Source organism: Chitinimonas sp. (genome assembly GCF_041904975.1).
GTDB lineage: Bacteria > Pseudomonadota > Gammaproteobacteria > Burkholderiales > Chitinimonadaceae > Chitinimonas.
In genome coordinates this window covers 1-15310 of the sequence record NZ_JAYRLZ010000089.1, presented here as the reverse complement: position 1 = coordinate 15310, position 15310 = coordinate 1, and the positions used below count along the sequence as shown (strand labels likewise).

General features: G+C 60.2%; 11 protein-coding genes. 2 read left to right on the top strand and 9 right to left on the bottom strand.

Annotated features, from left to right (window positions below):
* Positions 1-107: 107 nt before the first annotated feature.
* Both ACE3OH_RS10450 and ACE3OH_RS10445 read right to left on the bottom strand, forming a co-directional pair.
* Positions 108-2966: an EAL domain-containing protein gene (locus ACE3OH_RS10450; protein WP_374351725.1), complete on the bottom strand. Its 2859-nt coding sequence runs from the start codon at positions 2964-2966 to the stop codon at positions 108-110.
* A gap of 142 nt (positions 2967-3108) precedes the next feature.
* Positions 3109-3942, bottom strand: a complete 834-nt coding sequence (locus tag ACE3OH_RS10445; protein WP_374351722.1) for a LysR family transcriptional regulator — start codon at positions 3940-3942, stop codon at positions 3109-3111.
* A 111-nt stretch (positions 3943-4053) separates the two neighbouring features.
* On the opposite strand from ACE3OH_RS10445, the gene ACE3OH_RS10440 reads away from it, so the two are divergent.
* Positions 4054-4776, top strand: coding sequence for an SDR family oxidoreductase (locus ACE3OH_RS10440; RefSeq protein WP_374351719.1), 723 nt, complete (start codon positions 4054-4056; stop codon positions 4774-4776).
* A gap of 94 nt (positions 4777-4870) precedes the next feature.
* Here the strand turns inward: ACE3OH_RS10440 and pnp are convergent, their stop codons facing one another.
* The 7 genes from pnp to rimP all read right to left on the bottom strand — a co-directional run bounded on the left by pnp (position 4871) and on the right by rimP (position 13898).
* The gene (pnp, locus tag ACE3OH_RS10435; protein WP_374351714.1) at positions 4871-7039 is read right to left on the bottom strand and encodes a polyribonucleotide nucleotidyltransferase; all 2169 of its coding nucleotides are present in this window, start codon (positions 7037-7039) and stop codon (positions 4871-4873) included.
* 301 nt (positions 7040-7340) lie between these two features.
* Positions 7341-7610 carry a 30S ribosomal protein S15 gene (gene rpsO, locus ACE3OH_RS10430; protein ID WP_374351711.1) on the bottom strand — a complete coding sequence of 90 codons (270 nt, stop codon included), beginning with the start codon at positions 7608-7610 and terminating at the stop codon, positions 7341-7343.
* 91 nt (positions 7611-7701) lie between these two features.
* Positions 7702-8628, bottom strand: coding sequence for a tRNA pseudouridine(55) synthase TruB (truB, locus tag ACE3OH_RS10425; RefSeq protein ID WP_374351708.1), 927 nt, complete (start codon positions 8626-8628; stop codon positions 7702-7704).
* On the bottom strand, positions 8625-8999 hold the full coding sequence (gene rbfA, locus ACE3OH_RS10420; RefSeq protein ID WP_374351705.1) for a 30S ribosome-binding factor RbfA: 375 nt from the start codon (positions 8997-8999) through the stop codon (positions 8625-8627). Before rbfA ends, truB begins: the two co-directional genes overlap by 4 nt.
* A 132-nt stretch (positions 9000-9131) precedes the next feature.
* A complete protein-coding gene (infB, locus tag ACE3OH_RS10415; protein WP_374351700.1) occupies positions 9132-11870 on the bottom strand; it encodes a translation initiation factor IF-2 in 2739 nt (912 codons plus the stop codon).
* Between the two features lie 55 nt (positions 11871-11925).
* Positions 11926-13398 (bottom strand): transcription termination factor NusA, encoded by a 1473-nt coding sequence (gene nusA / locus ACE3OH_RS10410; RefSeq protein ID WP_374351697.1) that lies wholly within the window; start codon positions 13396-13398, stop codon positions 11926-11928.
* 74 nt (positions 13399-13472) lie between these two features.
* Positions 13473-13898: a ribosome maturation factor RimP gene (gene rimP / locus ACE3OH_RS10405; RefSeq protein WP_374351694.1), complete on the bottom strand. Its 426-nt coding sequence runs from the start codon at positions 13896-13898 to the stop codon at positions 13473-13475.
* 250 nt (positions 13899-14148) lie between these two features.
* Between rimP and ACE3OH_RS10400 the strand changes: the two genes are divergently transcribed.
* Positions 14149-15310: AMP-binding protein (locus ACE3OH_RS10400; protein WP_374351691.1), on the top strand; the 1162-nt coding region annotated here is incomplete at its 3' end.

The window sequence follows — 15310 nt, the reverse complement described above, 5'->3', positions numbered from 1 at the left end:
TCTCGGTTTTTTCTTCGGCTTAAATAACCGGTTTTGCCGCAATCTTTCCGCCTTGATTTACCGCAAAACTCGACCCGGCGCGACCGTCGGCAAAACGTCAACAGAGCCTAGGTTTGCACCAGGGTAGCCGGCGTCTGCCAGATACCGATCTCCATGAATCTCGCAAAGTCGTTGGCCGAAACGGCCGGGCTCACCAGATAGCCTTGCACCTCGTCGCATTGCAGCTGATGCAAGAAATCCCACTGCGCTACGGTTTCCACCCCTTCGGCAATCACCTTGAGATTCAGATTGCGCGCCAGGTTAACAATGGCACGGGTGATCGCCACATCATCGGCATCGGCGGGAATATCCATCACGAAGGAGCGGTCAATCTTGAGCTTGTCGGCCTTGAAGCGCTTGAGATAGCTGAGCGAGGAGTAACCGGTACCGAAGTCATCGATGGCGAGTCGCAGGCCCATTTGCTTGAGGGCCTCCATGGTGGCAATGGTGGTATCGACGTCCTGCACGATGACACTCTCGGTCACCTCCAGCGCTAGCCAGCGCGCCTCCAGACCGGTCTGCAGCAGGATCTCGCTGATATCGGTGGCCAGCTGGCGACGATAGAACTGCAATGCCGACAGATTCACCGCCACCTCGATCTGCGGCAAACCGGCATCCTGCCAGGCCTTGTTCTGGCGGCAGGCCTCCTGCAATACCCAATGGCCGATATCGCTGATCAGGCCGCGCTCTTCGGCAATGGAAATGAATTGCAGCGGCTCCAGCAGGCCACGCTCGGGATGTTGCCAGCGAATCAGCGCCTCGGCGCCCACCAGACGCCGGCTCGCCATATCCACTTGCGGCTGGTAGTAGACGACAAATTCATTGCGCTCCAAAGCACGCCGCAACTGGTTTTCCACTACCAGAATCTCGCTAGCGCGGGCATTCATATCGGCCGTGTAAAAACGGTAGGTATTGCGGCCGGCATCTTTGGCGAAATACATCGCTGCGTCAGCATTGCGCACCAGCATATCGTATTCGACACCATCGGCCGGATAGCGTGCCACCCCGAGCGAAGGCGTCACTACCAGCTCATGCTGGCCCAGGCTGAATGGTGCTGCCAGATTGGCCAGCACCCGCTCGGCTAGCGCACTCACATCGCCATCGCCATGGATATGGCGCGCCAGTATCACGAATTCGTCACCGCCCAGTCGCCCCACCACATCACCGGCGCGCACCGACAGCGTCAGCCGGCGTGCCACCTCCTGCAGCAGCTGGTCCCCCACCGCATGACCGAGGGAGTCGTTCACTGTCTTGAAATGATCCAGATCGATGAACATCACCGCGCGTTCTTCGCCATGGCGCATCGCTTCGCTGATCGCCAGCTCGGTCAGCTCGCGGAAATAGGCACGATTAGGCAACTGGGTCAGGGCGTCGAAGCGCGCCAGATGCAGCATGCGCGTTTCGGCCGCCTTGGCTTCGCTGATATCGCGCACCAGTACCACCACATTGCCCACCGCGCCGGTAACATCGCGCACCACATTGATCTGTACCCAGGCAATAAAAGCCTCGCCCGAGCTGCGTCGCAGCGACATTTCGCCTTGCCAGGCCCCCTTGGCCAGATACTGCTCACGAGCCAGCCGGTAGACATCCTGGTCTGCCGCCGGGTCATACAGCACGGATGTTTGCTGGCCGACGATCTGCGCCGAGTCGTAGCCCAGGATATGGGTAAAGGCGCGGTTGACCGATTCGATCACCCGATCAGGCGATGTCACCAGAATGGCTTCTGCGGTGTTATCAAACACCTTGGCCGCCAGCTCCATGCGGTTGGCCGCCGCCTTGCGCTCGGTCAAATCGCGCAGGATGCGCCACACGCCTATCGCCCGGCCGTCCTGGTCGCGCATCAACACGCCCTTGGCACTGACCGGCAGCACGCTCTGGTCTAAGCGCCGCAGCTCGATCTCGTACTCGCCACACAGCCCCTCGACCAGCACCCGATGCTGGATCATATGGTTGTCGTAAGTGCGCCAGCTTTCCACTACATAGGGATCGAGCGGTTGGCCGAGAAGCTGCTGCGCACTCACCCCGAGCATGGCCAGAAATGCCGGGTTGGCATCCTGCACGATGCCATCGAGGTTGACCACGCATATGCCATCCAGATTCGATACGAACAGCTCGCGATACTTGGCCTCGGAAGCGCGCAAGGCCGCTTCGGCCTGCATGCGCTCGGCAATATCGAGCTCCAATGCCTCGTTCTTGTCCTCCAGTTCGCCGAACAGGCGCTTGAGCTCGCCGCGTGCCCAGTTGAGCTGCCGCCCCAAGTCGCCGATCTCATCACCGCGCTGCCAGTCGAACGGCTGGCCCAGATCGCTTCCAGTGAGTGCCCGAGCCTGGCGCGACAACAGGCGCAAGGGGCGCAAAAAGCGCGAATCCAGCAGGAGCAGCAGCAATAACAGGCTCACTGCAAGCTGGATGGCAATCATCAGCACATATTCACGTGCCTGGCGTCGCAAGCGCCGCAGCAGTTCGCCGTTGTCGAACTCGACGGTCACCCGGCCTATGGTCTGCTTGCCATAGATGACCGGCTGCATCAGCAGCACCGATGTGCCCTGCCGGCGGTCGACACGCACATCTTCAATAAAGCGCTCGCCGGGGAAATTGGTATCGACCACCACCGCCACCAGACGCGGGTCTTTCATGGCGGTATCAACCAGCGGCTTGCCCGCATTCAGGGACAAGTCCCACAGCGGCTGGCGCAGACCCAACGCCAGTGTTGCCAGCACTCGCTCCTGCTCGACGCGAAACTCGCGCGTCAGCTCGGTACGGCGCCAGTCTAGATTGAGCAGGGTGATGGCCACCCCCGGCACCAACAGCGCAATGACCACCGCCAGCACGAATACCTGCCGCATGGTCAGCGTACCAAGCCAGTCCTTCAACCGGGCAATCGGCGCTGCCTTAGTGCCGCTCACGCTTGCCACTTCCGCTGACATCGCTTCTCCGCTCTGTTGACCCGACACTGCACAGCCAGCTTCGCCAAAAAATGGCCTTTAAGTATTGCCCAGTCAGGCTGGCTAGGCAAAAAAACGGCGCAATTGTCCGATGCTTGCCGCGCTATCGGCCGTTCTGCCCCTGCTAGTCAAGGCCATACGCCGCACCCTGCTGACACGCCAGCAGCAAAGCCGCCGGTCCCGCCTGCTGCAAGGCGGCCGGGTGATAGCTCAATCCCACCTCGCGCACATGGTGAAGGCCTTCCAGCGGCACACCCACAGCGCCAGCCGGCAACATGCTGCGCGGCAGGCAGGCAAGCGCCTGGCCTGCCGCCACCATGGCGGCAGCCAGCGTGAGACTGTCCACCTTGGCCGGGAAAGCCGGCTGCCATGCCTCCAGTGCCTGGGTCAGAGCCAGATGCGATGGATCACCGGTACACACCGCCCACTCTTCACCCGCCACATCAGCCGGACTGAGCAGAGCTACATCCGCCAGCCGATGCCCGGCTGGCACCGCCACCAGCATGTCATCTCGCCACAGCGGCAGGAACTGTTCCTCGGCACAGCGGCGATGCGGCAATCCAAGACGCAACTCGCCTTCACAGCCTTGCCGCAACGTAAGCAGCGGGGCTGGGTCCAGTTTGCCAAGCAAGGCACAGAAGCGGCTTGTCATGACAGGGCCCAGATCCTCTTCAATGCCCACTTCCAGCGCGGTACAGGCACCGCCTTCGCCAAACTGGCGGCGCAAGGCCGCCAACTCGGCCAGTAAACGCCGCGCCTGTGGATACAAGCGTGCACCGGCATCAGTGGGCCGCACACCGCGCGGCAATCGTTCGAACAAGGCCGCGCCCAGACTATCTTCCAGCTGCTGCAACGTCGCCGACAGGCTGGGCTGGGTCACAAACAGGCGCTGCGCAGCTGCTGTGATATTGCCGCACTCATACACAGTTAGAAAAGCGCGTAGTTGCCGGGTATCCATAATTTTTTCCAATGCCTGACATGGGAATATACGATTTTTCGGGCAAGAGTTGCTCGTCTACAGTGCACACCCATCGCAGCACATCGAAACAAACTATTCCAGGAGCTAGACATGAGCAAACCACTCGTCATCATTACCGGCGCCAGTTCAGGCATTGGCGAAGCTACGGCACGCCGCTTTGCCGCAGCCGGCCACCCCTTGCTGTTGGTGGCGCGCCGCGCCGAGCGCCTTAACGCCCTGCCCCTGGAGAATACCTTGCGTGCCCAGGTCGATGTCACCGACCGCGCCGCCCTCGTCGCTGCCATCCGCCATGCGGAAGCGACGTATGGCCCCGCCGACCTGCTGGTCAATAATGCCGGACTGATGCTGCTGGGCGAGGTATCGAGCCAGGCGCCGGAAGAGTGGCAGCGCATGCTGGATGTCAATGTGATGGGCATACTCAACGGCATCCATGCGGTACTGCCCGGCATGCGCGCACGGCACGGCGGCACCATTGTCAACGTCAGCTCGATTGCCGGCCGCAAGACCTTCCCTAACCACGCCGCCTACTGCGGCAGCAAATTTGCCGTGCATGCGCTATCGGAAAACCTGCGTGAAGAGGTGGCCATGGATGATGTGCGCGTGATCACCATTGCGCCAGGCGCGGTCGAAACCGAGCTGCTCAGCCATACCACCAGCGAGCAGATTCGCGCCGGCTACGAGGCATGGAAAGAGGACATGGGCGGGGTAATCCGTCCGGAACAGGTAGCCGATGCCATCTACTTCGCCTATGACCAGCCACAGCATCTGTGCATCCGCGAAATCGTGCTGGCGGCGACTCGCCAGCAGCCTTGAGTATCCGCCGCGCAGCCCGACGAATCAGCATGGCAAAAGAAAACCCGGCCGAGGCCGGGTTTTCTTTATTGCGCTACCTCAAACCCTGCGGGGTTCAGGCTTCAGCCGGTGCGGCAGGTGCTGGCGATTCTTCGGCCAAGGCGGCCTTGATCGACAGACGCACGCGACCCTTTTCATCCTGCTCCAGTGCCTTCACGCGAACGATCTGGCCTTCCTTCAGGTAATCGGCCACATTGTTGACGCGCTCGTTGGCGATCTGGCTGACATGCACCAGGCCATCGCGACCCGGCATGATCTGCACGATGGCGCCGACATTCTTGTCGAGGATCTTGATGACCGGACCTTCGTAGATCTTGCCGATTTCGATTTCGGCCGTGATCTCGGCAATGCGGCGCTTCGCTTCGTCGGCGCCTTCGCTGGTTACCGAGGCGATGGTGATGGTGCCGTCATCCTGGATGTCGATCTGCGTGCCGGTTTCTTCGGTCAGCGCACGGATTACCGCGCCGCCCTTGCCGATCACGTCGCGGATCTTGTCCGGGTTGATCTTCATCACATACAGACGCGGTGCATGCTGCGACACCTCTTCACGGGCGCCGCCCACAGCCTGCTTCATGATGCCGAGGATATGGACACGGCCTTCCTTGGCCTGATCCAGCGCCACGCGCATGATTTCCTTGGTGATGCCCTGCACCTTGATATCCATCTGCAGTGCGGTCACGCCATTGACGGTACCGGCCACCTTGAAGTCCATATCGCCCAAGTGATCCTCGTCACCCAGGATATCGGTCAGCACGGCAAAGCGGTTGCCTTCAAGGATCAGACCCATGGCCACGCCGGCCACGTGGTCCTTCAGCGGCACGCCGGCATCCATCAGCGACAGACAGCCACCACACACCGAGGCCATCGACGAGGAACCGTTCGACTCGGTGATTTCCGAAACAACGCGCATCGAGTAGCTGAAGTCTTCCTGCTTCGGCAACACCGCCACCAAGGCGCGCTTGGCCAGACGGCCGTGACCGATTTCGCGGCGCTTCGGCGTGCCGACGCGGCCGGTTTCACCGGTCGAGTACGGCGGGAAGTTGTAATGCAGCATAAAGCGATCGCTGTACTCGCCCATCAGCGCATCGATCTTCTGCTCGTCAAGCTTGGTGCCGAGCGTGGCGGCGACCAGTGCCTGCGTTTCGCCACGGGTGAACAGTACCGAGCCGTGGGTACGCGGCAGCACGCCGGTACGGATTTCGATCGGGCGCACGGTGCGGGTGTCGCGGCCGTCGATACGTGGATAGCCATCCAGAATCTGGTTACGCACGATCTTGGCTTCCATGGCATGGAAGATGTCCTTGATCTGATTCGCACGCAGCGTGTCAGTGTCTTCCGTGATCAGCGCCGCTTCGACCTTGGCCCAGGCTTCGTTCAGCTTGTGGGTACGGGCCTGCTTTTGCGGGATGCGGAAAGCGAGCTTGATGTCTTCGCCACCAGCAGCGGCGACAGCGGCTTCCAGTTCGGCATCGGTGGCTGGGGGCTGGAAGTCCCACATTTCCGGGTTCACTTCATCGGCCAGCTCGTTGATCGCCTTGATGGCAGCCTGCATGGCATCGTGGCCGAATACCACCGAGCCCAGCATGATGGCTTCGGACAGTTCCTGCGCTTCCGATTCCACCATCAGCACGGCGCGTTCGGTACCGGCAACCACCAGATCCAGCTGCGACTGTTTGAGTTCGCTGGCGGTCGGGTTCAGTACGTATTCGCCATTGATGTAACCAACACGGGCGGCACCGATCGGCCCCTGGAAAGGCAGGCCGGAGATGGCCAGAGCGGCCGAAGCACCGATCACTGCCGGAATGTCCGGATCGATCTCGGGGTCAACCGACATCACCGTGGCAACGATCTGGATCTCGTTGTAGAAGCCTTCGGGGAACAGCGGACGGATCGGACGATCGATCAGGCGCGAGGTGAGGATTTCCTTCTCGGAAGGACGGCCTTCACGCTTGAAGAAGCCACCAGGGATCTTGCCGGCAGCATAAGTACGTTCTTGGTAATCAACGGTCAGCGGGAAGAAGTCCTGACCGGGTTTGACTTTCTTGGCACCGACGACGGTGACCAGAACCACGGTGTCATCCATCGACACCTTGACAGCGCCAGAGGCCTGGCGCGCGATTTCACCCGTTTCGAGGGTAACGGTGTGCTTGCCGTAGGCAAACGATTTGGAAATGCGATTGAACACGCTTTTTTTCCTTTTCAACTGGCCATGCTCAGCGCACATGACCCTTTTCCGCCGACGCGCTGAACCCGGTCCTGTAGGACCGACGCCGGGGTTCCAGCCAACTTGCTAGCCATCGGACGTGGCCGGAACCACTTCACGTCCAACAGAATTCCTCAAATCGACTCGCCACGCCGGAGGCAGTCGCTCCGGGAATCGAGTAACAAAGGATTTGTTCAAAACCGCCTGCACACAAGCACCTTCAAACAAGGCCCTGACTGACACTGCTTGCCCGCCGGATTGATTCTCCAGCAAGCTCAAACAAAAAAGCCGCTGCATATGGCAGCGGCTTTTCGTGAAACGCTTACTTACGCAGACCCAGCTTGGCGATCAGTTCGCGGTAGCCATCCAGGTTGGTGCGCTTGTAGTAGTCGAGCAGCTTGCGACGGCGGCTCACCATCTTCAGCAGACCACGACGGCTGTGGTGATCCTTGGCGTTAGCCTTGAAGTGGCCATCGAGATCCTTGATACGTGCGGTCAGCAGAGCGATCTGGACTTCCGGCGAACCGGTGTCGCCCTGGGCGCGCTGGAACGACTTGACGATATCGGCTTTTTGTTCGACGGTAACGGACATGCGGTAATACTCCAAATAACAAAGCATCTTTCGATGCAGACGAGCAGGGCGAGCAGGTAAAGTCCAACCCCTCCCAACTCCCGAACCGACCCTAGCTATGCACTACGGTCGACAGCAATCTGCGCGGCGACAAGGTTTTGTCGGCCAATTCGCCCAAGCCCAGAAAGCTTGACCGGCCGTCACCGACATCGCCATACAAACGCAAGCTGGCGATTATCGCATCGTTTTCGGGGAAACGCACGGATAATCCGTGTGTTAGGCGCACAGTGCGCTCGCAATCGAGCGTCACCGCCGGCAAGTCGGCCACCAGGCTATCCGGCGGCAGCAAGCAGGCGTCGCGCTCGGCTTGTTCCATCGAATCGAATTGCTCCGCCGTCAATGCCTGGGCGATGCTGAATCCTGCCGTCGCGGTACGGCGCAACGCGGTCAGATGGGCGCCACAGCCGAGCGCCGTGCCGATATCTTCTGCCAGGGTACGGATATAGGTGCCCTTGCTGCAGCGCACATCGATGGTGAGCAGATCGCCGGCAAAGTCGAGGATTTCAATGCCATAGATAACGATGCGCCGCGCTTCGCGTTCGATCACGATGCCCTGGCGCGCGTATTCGTAGAGCGGGCGACCTTCATGCTTGAGCGCCGAATACATGGGCGGTGTCTGGTCGATTTCACCGACAAAGCGCGCCACCACCGCATCAATCTCGCTACGCGAAGCCAGCAACGGCCGCACATCCAGCACATCACCTTCCAGATCACCCGTAGTGGTAGTGGCCCCCAGCTTCAGGGTGGCGGTATAGCGCTTGTCCGCATCGAGCATGCGCTGGGCAAACTTGGTGGCCTCGCCAAAACACAATGGCAACAGACCGGTCGCCAGCGGGTCGAGCACCCCGGTGTGCCCGCCTTTTTCCGCCTGCAACAGCCAGCGGCAACGCTGCAGCGCCTGATTGCTGGACATGCCGGGCGGCTTGTCAAAGAGCAGCACGCCGTGCACCGGCCGCTTGATGCGCTTGAACTGCGTCACTGCTGCTCGTCGCCTTCTGCCGGGCCCGTGGTCTGCATGGCCTGATCGATCAGCTTGTCGAGGCTCATGCCCTTTTCGATCGAATGGTCGTAGTGAAAATGCAGGTCCGGCATCTTGAACAGCTTGATACGGCGACCCAGCTCATTACGCAGGAAACCGGCGGAGCGATTGAGCGTCTTCCAGGTTTCTTCATCCTCACCACTCATCAGGGTGTAGAAAATCTTGGCGTGGCTCAGGTCGCGCGTCACCTCGACATCGGTAATGGTCACCAGGCTGCCCATACGTGGGTCTTTGATGGTACGGATCAACTCGGACAACTCGCGCTGCATCTGCTGCGCTACCCGGTCCGAGCGGGAATAGTCTTTTGGCATTTTGAGAACCCGTGAAAGGTGAAAAGTGAAAGGTGAAACGTTGAATCCGCCGCATCGACGAGTAAAAAGGTGAAAGGCAGGCCTTCGGCCTGCCTTACGTTTCACCATTCACATTTCACGTTTCACACAGGCTTACAGCGTACGAGCAACCTCAATGATTTCAAAGACTTCCAGCATATCGCCTTCCTGGATGTCGTTGTAATTCTTCAGCTGCAGACCGCACTCATAGCCCGACTTGACTTCCTTGACGTCGTCCTTGAAGCGCTTGAGGCTGTCGAGCTCGCCCTGGTGGATAACCACATGGTTACGCAGCAGGCGAACGCCGGCACCGCGCTTGACCACACCGTCGTGCACGAAACAACCGGCAATCGAGCCGACCTTCGACACCACGAACACCTGGCGGATCTCGACGGAACCGATGATCTGTTCCTTCTTCTCCGGCGCCAGCATGCCCGACAAGGCCGCGCGCACTTCGTCTACCGCATCGTAAATGATGTTGTAGTAGCGGATATCCACGCCTTCGTTCTCGGCCAGCTTGCGCGCCGTGGCATCAGCACGGACATTGAAGCCGATGATGACTGCCTTGGAAGCCAGTGCCAGATTGACGTCGGACTCGGTAATACCGCCCACGCCCGAGTGCAGGATATTGACGCGCACTTCGGCAGTGGAGAGCTTTTGCAGGCTTTGCGACAGCGCTTCGAAGGAACCCTGCACATCGGCCTTGATGATGATCGGCAGGTTCTGCACCTCGCCCTCGGTCATCGACGCCATCAGGTTTTCCAGCTTGGCGGCCTGCTGCTTGGCCAGCTTCACATCACGGAACTTGCCTTGACGGAACAGGGCGATTTCGCGCGCCTTCTTCTCATCGGCCAATACCATGGCGTCTTCGCCGGCGTTCGGCACTTCCGACAGACCAAGGATTTCCACCGGAATCGACGGACCTGCCTCGGTGATGTTCTGGCCATTCTCGTCGAGCATGGCGCGAACCCGGCCGAATACGCCGCCGGCCAGCACCACATCGCCCTTGCGCAGGGTACCGGACTGCACCAGCATGGTGGCAACCGGGCCACGGCCCTTGTCCAGGCGCGCTTCGATGATCAGGCCCTTGGCTGGTGCATCCACCGGCGCCGTCAGTTCCAGCACTTCGGCCTGCAGCAAGATGGCATCGAGCAGGCCATCGATATTGGTCCCCATCTTGGCCGACACTTCGATGAACTGGGTCGAGCCGCCCCACTCTTCCGGCACCACTTCGTGCGCCACCAGTTCCTGGCGCAGGCGCTCGATATTGGCACCCGGTTTGTCGATCTTGTTGACCGCCACCACCATCGGCACATTGGCCGCCTTGGCATGGTGGATCGCCTCGATGGTCTGCGGCATCACACCGTCATCGGCAGCTACCACCAGCACCACGATATCGGTGGCGCTGGCACCACGGGCACGCATTGCGGTAAACGCTTCGTGACCAGGGGTATCGAGGAAGGTGATGATGCCCTTCTCGGTTTCGACGTGATACGCACCGATATGCTGGGTAATGCCGCCCGCTTCGCCGGCAGCCACCTTGGCGCGACGGATATAGTCGAGCAGCGAGGTCTTGCCGTGGTCGACGTGACCCATTACCGTCACCACCGGCGCGCGATGCAGCAGCTCGTGCTCGGCATCGGCAGCACCATCCAGATAGGTTTCCGGATCATCGGTCTTGGCGGCAATCGCCTTGTGGCCCATTTCCTCGACCACGATCATGGCCGTTTCCTGGTCCAGCACCTGGTTGATGGTCACCATCATGCCCATCTTCATCAGCGCCTTGATCACTTCGGCGGCCTTCACCGCCATCTTGTGCGCAAGATCGGCCACCGAGATGGTTTCAGGAATGACCACATCCTTGATTTGCGGCTCGGTCGGTGCCTGGAAGTTGCTGGCAGCGTCCTGGTTACCACCGCGCTTGCCACCCTTCTTCGACTTCCAGTCATTGCCGGTATCGCCACCGCGGGTCTTGAGACCACCGCGGCGCTTGCCGCCATCGCCCCAGCCATCCTTGGCCGGTGCCGCGCCCTTCTTGGCATCGGCTGCCGCTGGCTTGGCATCCTTCTTCGCCTCGCCCGCCTTGGATGGTGCACGGTGCAGGGTGTGTTCGGTCGCAGCCGGCTTGGCAGGTGCCGCGGCGGCTTCGGCCGCCGCCTTGACGGCCGCCTCTTGCGCTGCCTTGCGTGCTGCCTCGCGCTCTTGCTTGGCCTTGATGTCGGCAGCCTGGCGCTCGAACAGCGCGCGCTGACGGGCCGCCTGTTGTTCACGTGCGTCCAGCTCCGCCTGGCCCAGCACCGCAGCGCGATCCAGTGGTGCTGCCGCCTCGGCAGCTGGCGCCTCGACAACCGGCTCGGGTTCCGGCTCAACAGCAGCAACCGGCACTTCAACCGGCGCTACTGCCTCAACGACCACTTCCGGCTCTGGCTCTGCGACTGGCGCCGGCTCGACCGCCACAATCACCTCTTCAGGCTGTGGCGCTTCGATATGTTCCGGTTCGACATGGGCAGCCACCGGCTCGTGGTGCACTTCTTCTTCCACTGCCGCAACAGCAGGATCAGGGGTCAGCACGACGCGCTTCTTCTTGACCTCCACCTGGATGGTGCGGGCCTTGCCGGTGGCATCGGACTTGCGGATCTCGCTGGTCTGCTTGCGCGCCAGCGTCACCTTGGGTTTGTCCAGCGCAGCACCATGCACGCTGCGCAGATAGGCGAGCAGCTTGGTTTTGTCGTGTTCGGTCAGAGCGTCATCGACACCCTGTTTTTCAACGCCTGCAGCACGCAGTTGGTCCAGCAGGTGCTGTGGCGGCATTCTCAAATCAGCCGCAAATTGGCTCACATTCATTTCGGTCATCCTGGCTCCCGTCCTTTACCCGGTTCGGCTTGCTGTATTGCTCGAACTTCTGGCTTTATTCAAACCAGTGGGCACGGGCGGTCATAATCAGTTGCTTGGCAGCGTCGCTGTCGATGCCGGTCATCTCGACCAGTTCATCCACAGCCAGCTCGGCCAGATCATCGCGGGTGGCTACGCCATTGCTGGCCAAGGCGCGGGCGATATCAGGCGTCATGCCATCCAGGCCCTGCAGCTCTTCCACGCTATGCTCGACTTGCTCTTCCTTGGCGATGGCCTGGGTCAGCAAGGCATCGCGGGCACGCGAGCGCAGCTCATTCACCAAGTCTTCGTCGAAGCCGTCGATCTCCAGCATTTCGTTGATCGGCACATAGGCCACTTCTTCCAGCGAGCCAAAACCCTCCTGCACCAGGATGCCCGCCACTTCTTCATCTACATCCAGCGCGGTCATGAACAGGTCACGCACCTTGCTGTCTTCGGCTTCATGCTTCTGGTCGATCTCGGCCAGCGTCATGATATTGAGTTGCCAGCCGGTCAATTCCGATGCCAGGCGCACATTCTGGCCACCGCGGCCAATGGCCATGGCGAGGTTTTCTTCCTCGACTGCCACGTCCATGCTGTGGCTTTCTTCATCGACCATGATCTTGCTGACTTCGGCTGGTGCCAGTGCACCGAGCACAAACTGGGCAGGGTCGGCCGACCACAGCACGATATCGACACGCTCACCGGCCAATTCGCCAGTCACCGCCTGTACGCGCGAACCGCGCATACCGATACAGGTGCCTTGCGGATCAACGCGCGGATCGTTCGACTTGACGGCGATCTTGGCGCGAGCGCCCGGATCGCGTGCGGCGCCGCGAATCTCGATGATGCCTTCCTCGATTTCTGGCACTTCCAACTCGAACAGTTTGGCAATGAACTCGGGCGCAGTGCGGCTGAGGATCAGCTGGGCGCCACGGCCGTCGCGATCGATCTTCAACAGATAAGCACGTACCCGGTCGCCCACCCGCAGGTTTTCCTTCGGGATCATGTACTCGCGTGGCAGGCGCGCTTCCAGCTTGCCCACTTCGACGATGGCATTGCCGCGTTCGATGCGCTTGATGGTACCGGTGACCAGATGTTCCTTGCGCTCAAGGAAGTCATTGAGGATCTGCTCACGCTCGGCATCGCGGATCTTCTGCAGAATCACCTGCTTGGCGGTCTGAGCGCCGATGCGGCCGAAGTCGATCGGCTCCAGCGGCTCTTCGAAGAACTCGCCAATTTTCAGGCCCAGCTTCTGTTCGATCACATCGGTAATGGCGTACTGGCGCGACGGTTCTTCGTGGTCGTTATCCTCAACCACTTCCCAGCGCCGGAAGCTCTCGTATTCGCCGGTTTCCCGATCAATGGAAACACGTACATCAACATCATCGGTGTAACGCTTCTTGGTAGCCGATGCCAGCGCCATCTCCAGGGCACCGAACACGATTTCCTTGGACACGTTCTTCTCACGCGCCAAAGCATCGACCAGCAACAGGATCTCACGACTCATTTGTACCCACCTCCAACCGACCATCGCCGGGCAAGCTGCCCGCCACGCTCATATTCCGCAGGACTATTCCCGCATCAAAACACCGGCACCAGCCGGGCCTTGTCAATCTGTGCCAGCGGCACCGCCACCAGCAATTCACCCACCATGACTTCCACCTTGCCGTCGGCAAAGCCGCGCAGGGTGCCTTGCACCGTCTTCTTGCCATCCAGCGGCAAGCGCAACTTGATCTTCACCTGCTCGCCGGCAAAGCGGACAAAATCCGCTTCTTTCTTCAATGGCCGATCCAGCCCCGGCGAGGAAATCTCCAGGCGCTCATACGGCACGTTTTCTACGGTGAACACCCGGCTAAGGTGATTGCTCACCAGCACGCAGTCCTCCACCGCAATACCCTCGGGCTTGTCGATAAACACCCTGACCAGGCCATTGCGGGCCAATTCAAGGTCAACCAGTTCGTAGCCAAGGCCAGGCAGTGTGGCGTCGAGAAGACGGTGTATGTCCATAAGGTGTCGTAGAAATGAAAAATGGGCTCTTGAGCCCACTTCATCGCAACCAGAATTGAAATCCCCGCTATTTTAGCGACTTAGCGACGAAAACGGAACCCCGCACTGCGTTTTAGTCCGCCAAGCGCCTGCTTGAATGCCACTTGGCGAGCATTTGCGAGTTCCGGTACAGTCCGCTCAGGCAGCCAATCTTGATTGGCACGAAGGCAATCGATTCTACAAAAACCGCCAAGGGCGCACGGAGACAACAATGGAAAAAGTCTGGCTGAAGCAGTACCAGAGCGGCGTACCGGAAACTATCAATGTCGACGAATACCGCTCGGCCGCCGAAGTATTCGACCAAAGCGCCAAGCGTTTCAGCGATAGACCCGCGTTTTCCAATGCCATCAAATTCGCCAGCCGGACCATGAGTTACGGCGAGATCGACGCAGCATCGCGCAATCTTGCGGCTTATCTGCAACAAGGGCTTGGCCTCAAGAAGGGCGATCGTGTCGCAGTGATGATGCCCAATCTGCTGCAATACCCGATCTGCGTATTTGGCATCCTGCGCGCCGGCCTTACCGTGGTGAATGTCAATCCGCTATACACACCGCGCGAGCTGGAGCACCAGCTGAAGGATTCCGGCGCCAGCGCCATCATCATTGTCGCCAATTTCGCCCATGTGCTGGCCGAGGTGATCGGCAAGACCCAGGTCAAGCACACCATCGTCACCGAAATGGGCGATATGCTCGGCTTCAAGGGCAGCGTGCTCAATGTGCTGATGAAGCATGTGAAGAAGATGGTGCCGGCCTATCACCTGCCACAGGCTGTCAGTTTCAAGGGCGCATTGGCCCTGGGCCAGCGCCATGAACTCAAGCCTACCGATGTCGGCCACGACGATATTGCCTTCCTGCAATACACCGGCGGCACCACCGGCGTCTCCAAGGGCGCCATGCTGACCAACCGCAATATCATCGCCAATATGCAGCAGGCGCACGCTTGGCTGATGCCGCTATTGAAGGAAGGGCAGGAAGTCATCGTCTGTGCCTTGCCGCTCTATCACATCTTCTGCCTCACCGCGAACTGCATGGTATTTAGCAAGATTGGCGGCCTGAACGTACTGATCACCAATCCACGCGACATTCCTGCCTTCGTCGAAGAGTTGGGCCGCCATCCGATTACCTGCATGACCGGCGTCAACACCCTGTTCAACGCCCTGCTCAACAACCCGGATTTCAGCAAGCTCAACTTCAAGACCTGGAAGATGGCTCTGGGCGGCGGCATGGCCACCCAGCGCGCTGTAGTGGAAAAGTTCAAGGAAACCACCGGCGTACCGCTGATCGAGGCTTACGGCCTGACCGAAACCTCGCCAGCCGCCTGTATCAATCCGATGAACCAGACCAGCTACAACGGCACCATCGGCCTGCCCATCC

What these genes read in the sequence shown, in the direction of transcription:
- ACE3OH_RS10450 (WP_374351725.1), bottom strand. Translation starts at nt 2,966, where the DNA reads ATGTCAGCGGAAGTGGCAAGCGTGAGCGGCACTAAGGCAGCGCCGATT.
- ACE3OH_RS10445 (WP_374351722.1), bottom strand. Translation starts at nt 3,942, where the DNA reads ATGGATACCCGGCAACTACGCGCTTTTCTAACTGTGTATGAGTGCGGC.
- ACE3OH_RS10440 (WP_374351719.1), top strand. Translation starts at nt 4,054, where the DNA reads ATGAGCAAACCACTCGTCATCATTACCGGCGCCAGTTCAGGCATTGGC.
- pnp (WP_374351714.1), bottom strand. Translation starts at nt 7,039, where the DNA reads ATGTGCGCTGAGCATGGCCAGTTGAAAAGGAAAAAAAGCGTGTTCAAT.
- rpsO (WP_374351711.1), bottom strand. Translation starts at nt 7,610, where the DNA reads ATGTCCGTTACCGTCGAACAAAAAGCCGATATCGTCAAGTCGTTCCAG.
- rbfA (WP_374351705.1), bottom strand. Translation starts at nt 8,999, where the DNA reads ATGCCAAAAGACTATTCCCGCTCGGACCGGGTAGCGCAGCAGATGCAG.
- infB (WP_374351700.1), bottom strand. Translation starts at nt 11,870, where the DNA reads ATGACCGAAATGAATGTGAGCCAATTTGCGGCTGATTTGAGAATGCCG.
- nusA (WP_374351697.1), bottom strand. Translation starts at nt 13,398, where the DNA reads ATGAGTCGTGAGATCCTGTTGCTGGTCGATGCTTTGGCGCGTGAGAAG.
- rimP (WP_374351694.1), bottom strand. Translation starts at nt 13,898, where the DNA reads ATGGACATACACCGTCTTCTCGACGCCACACTGCCTGGCCTTGGCTAC.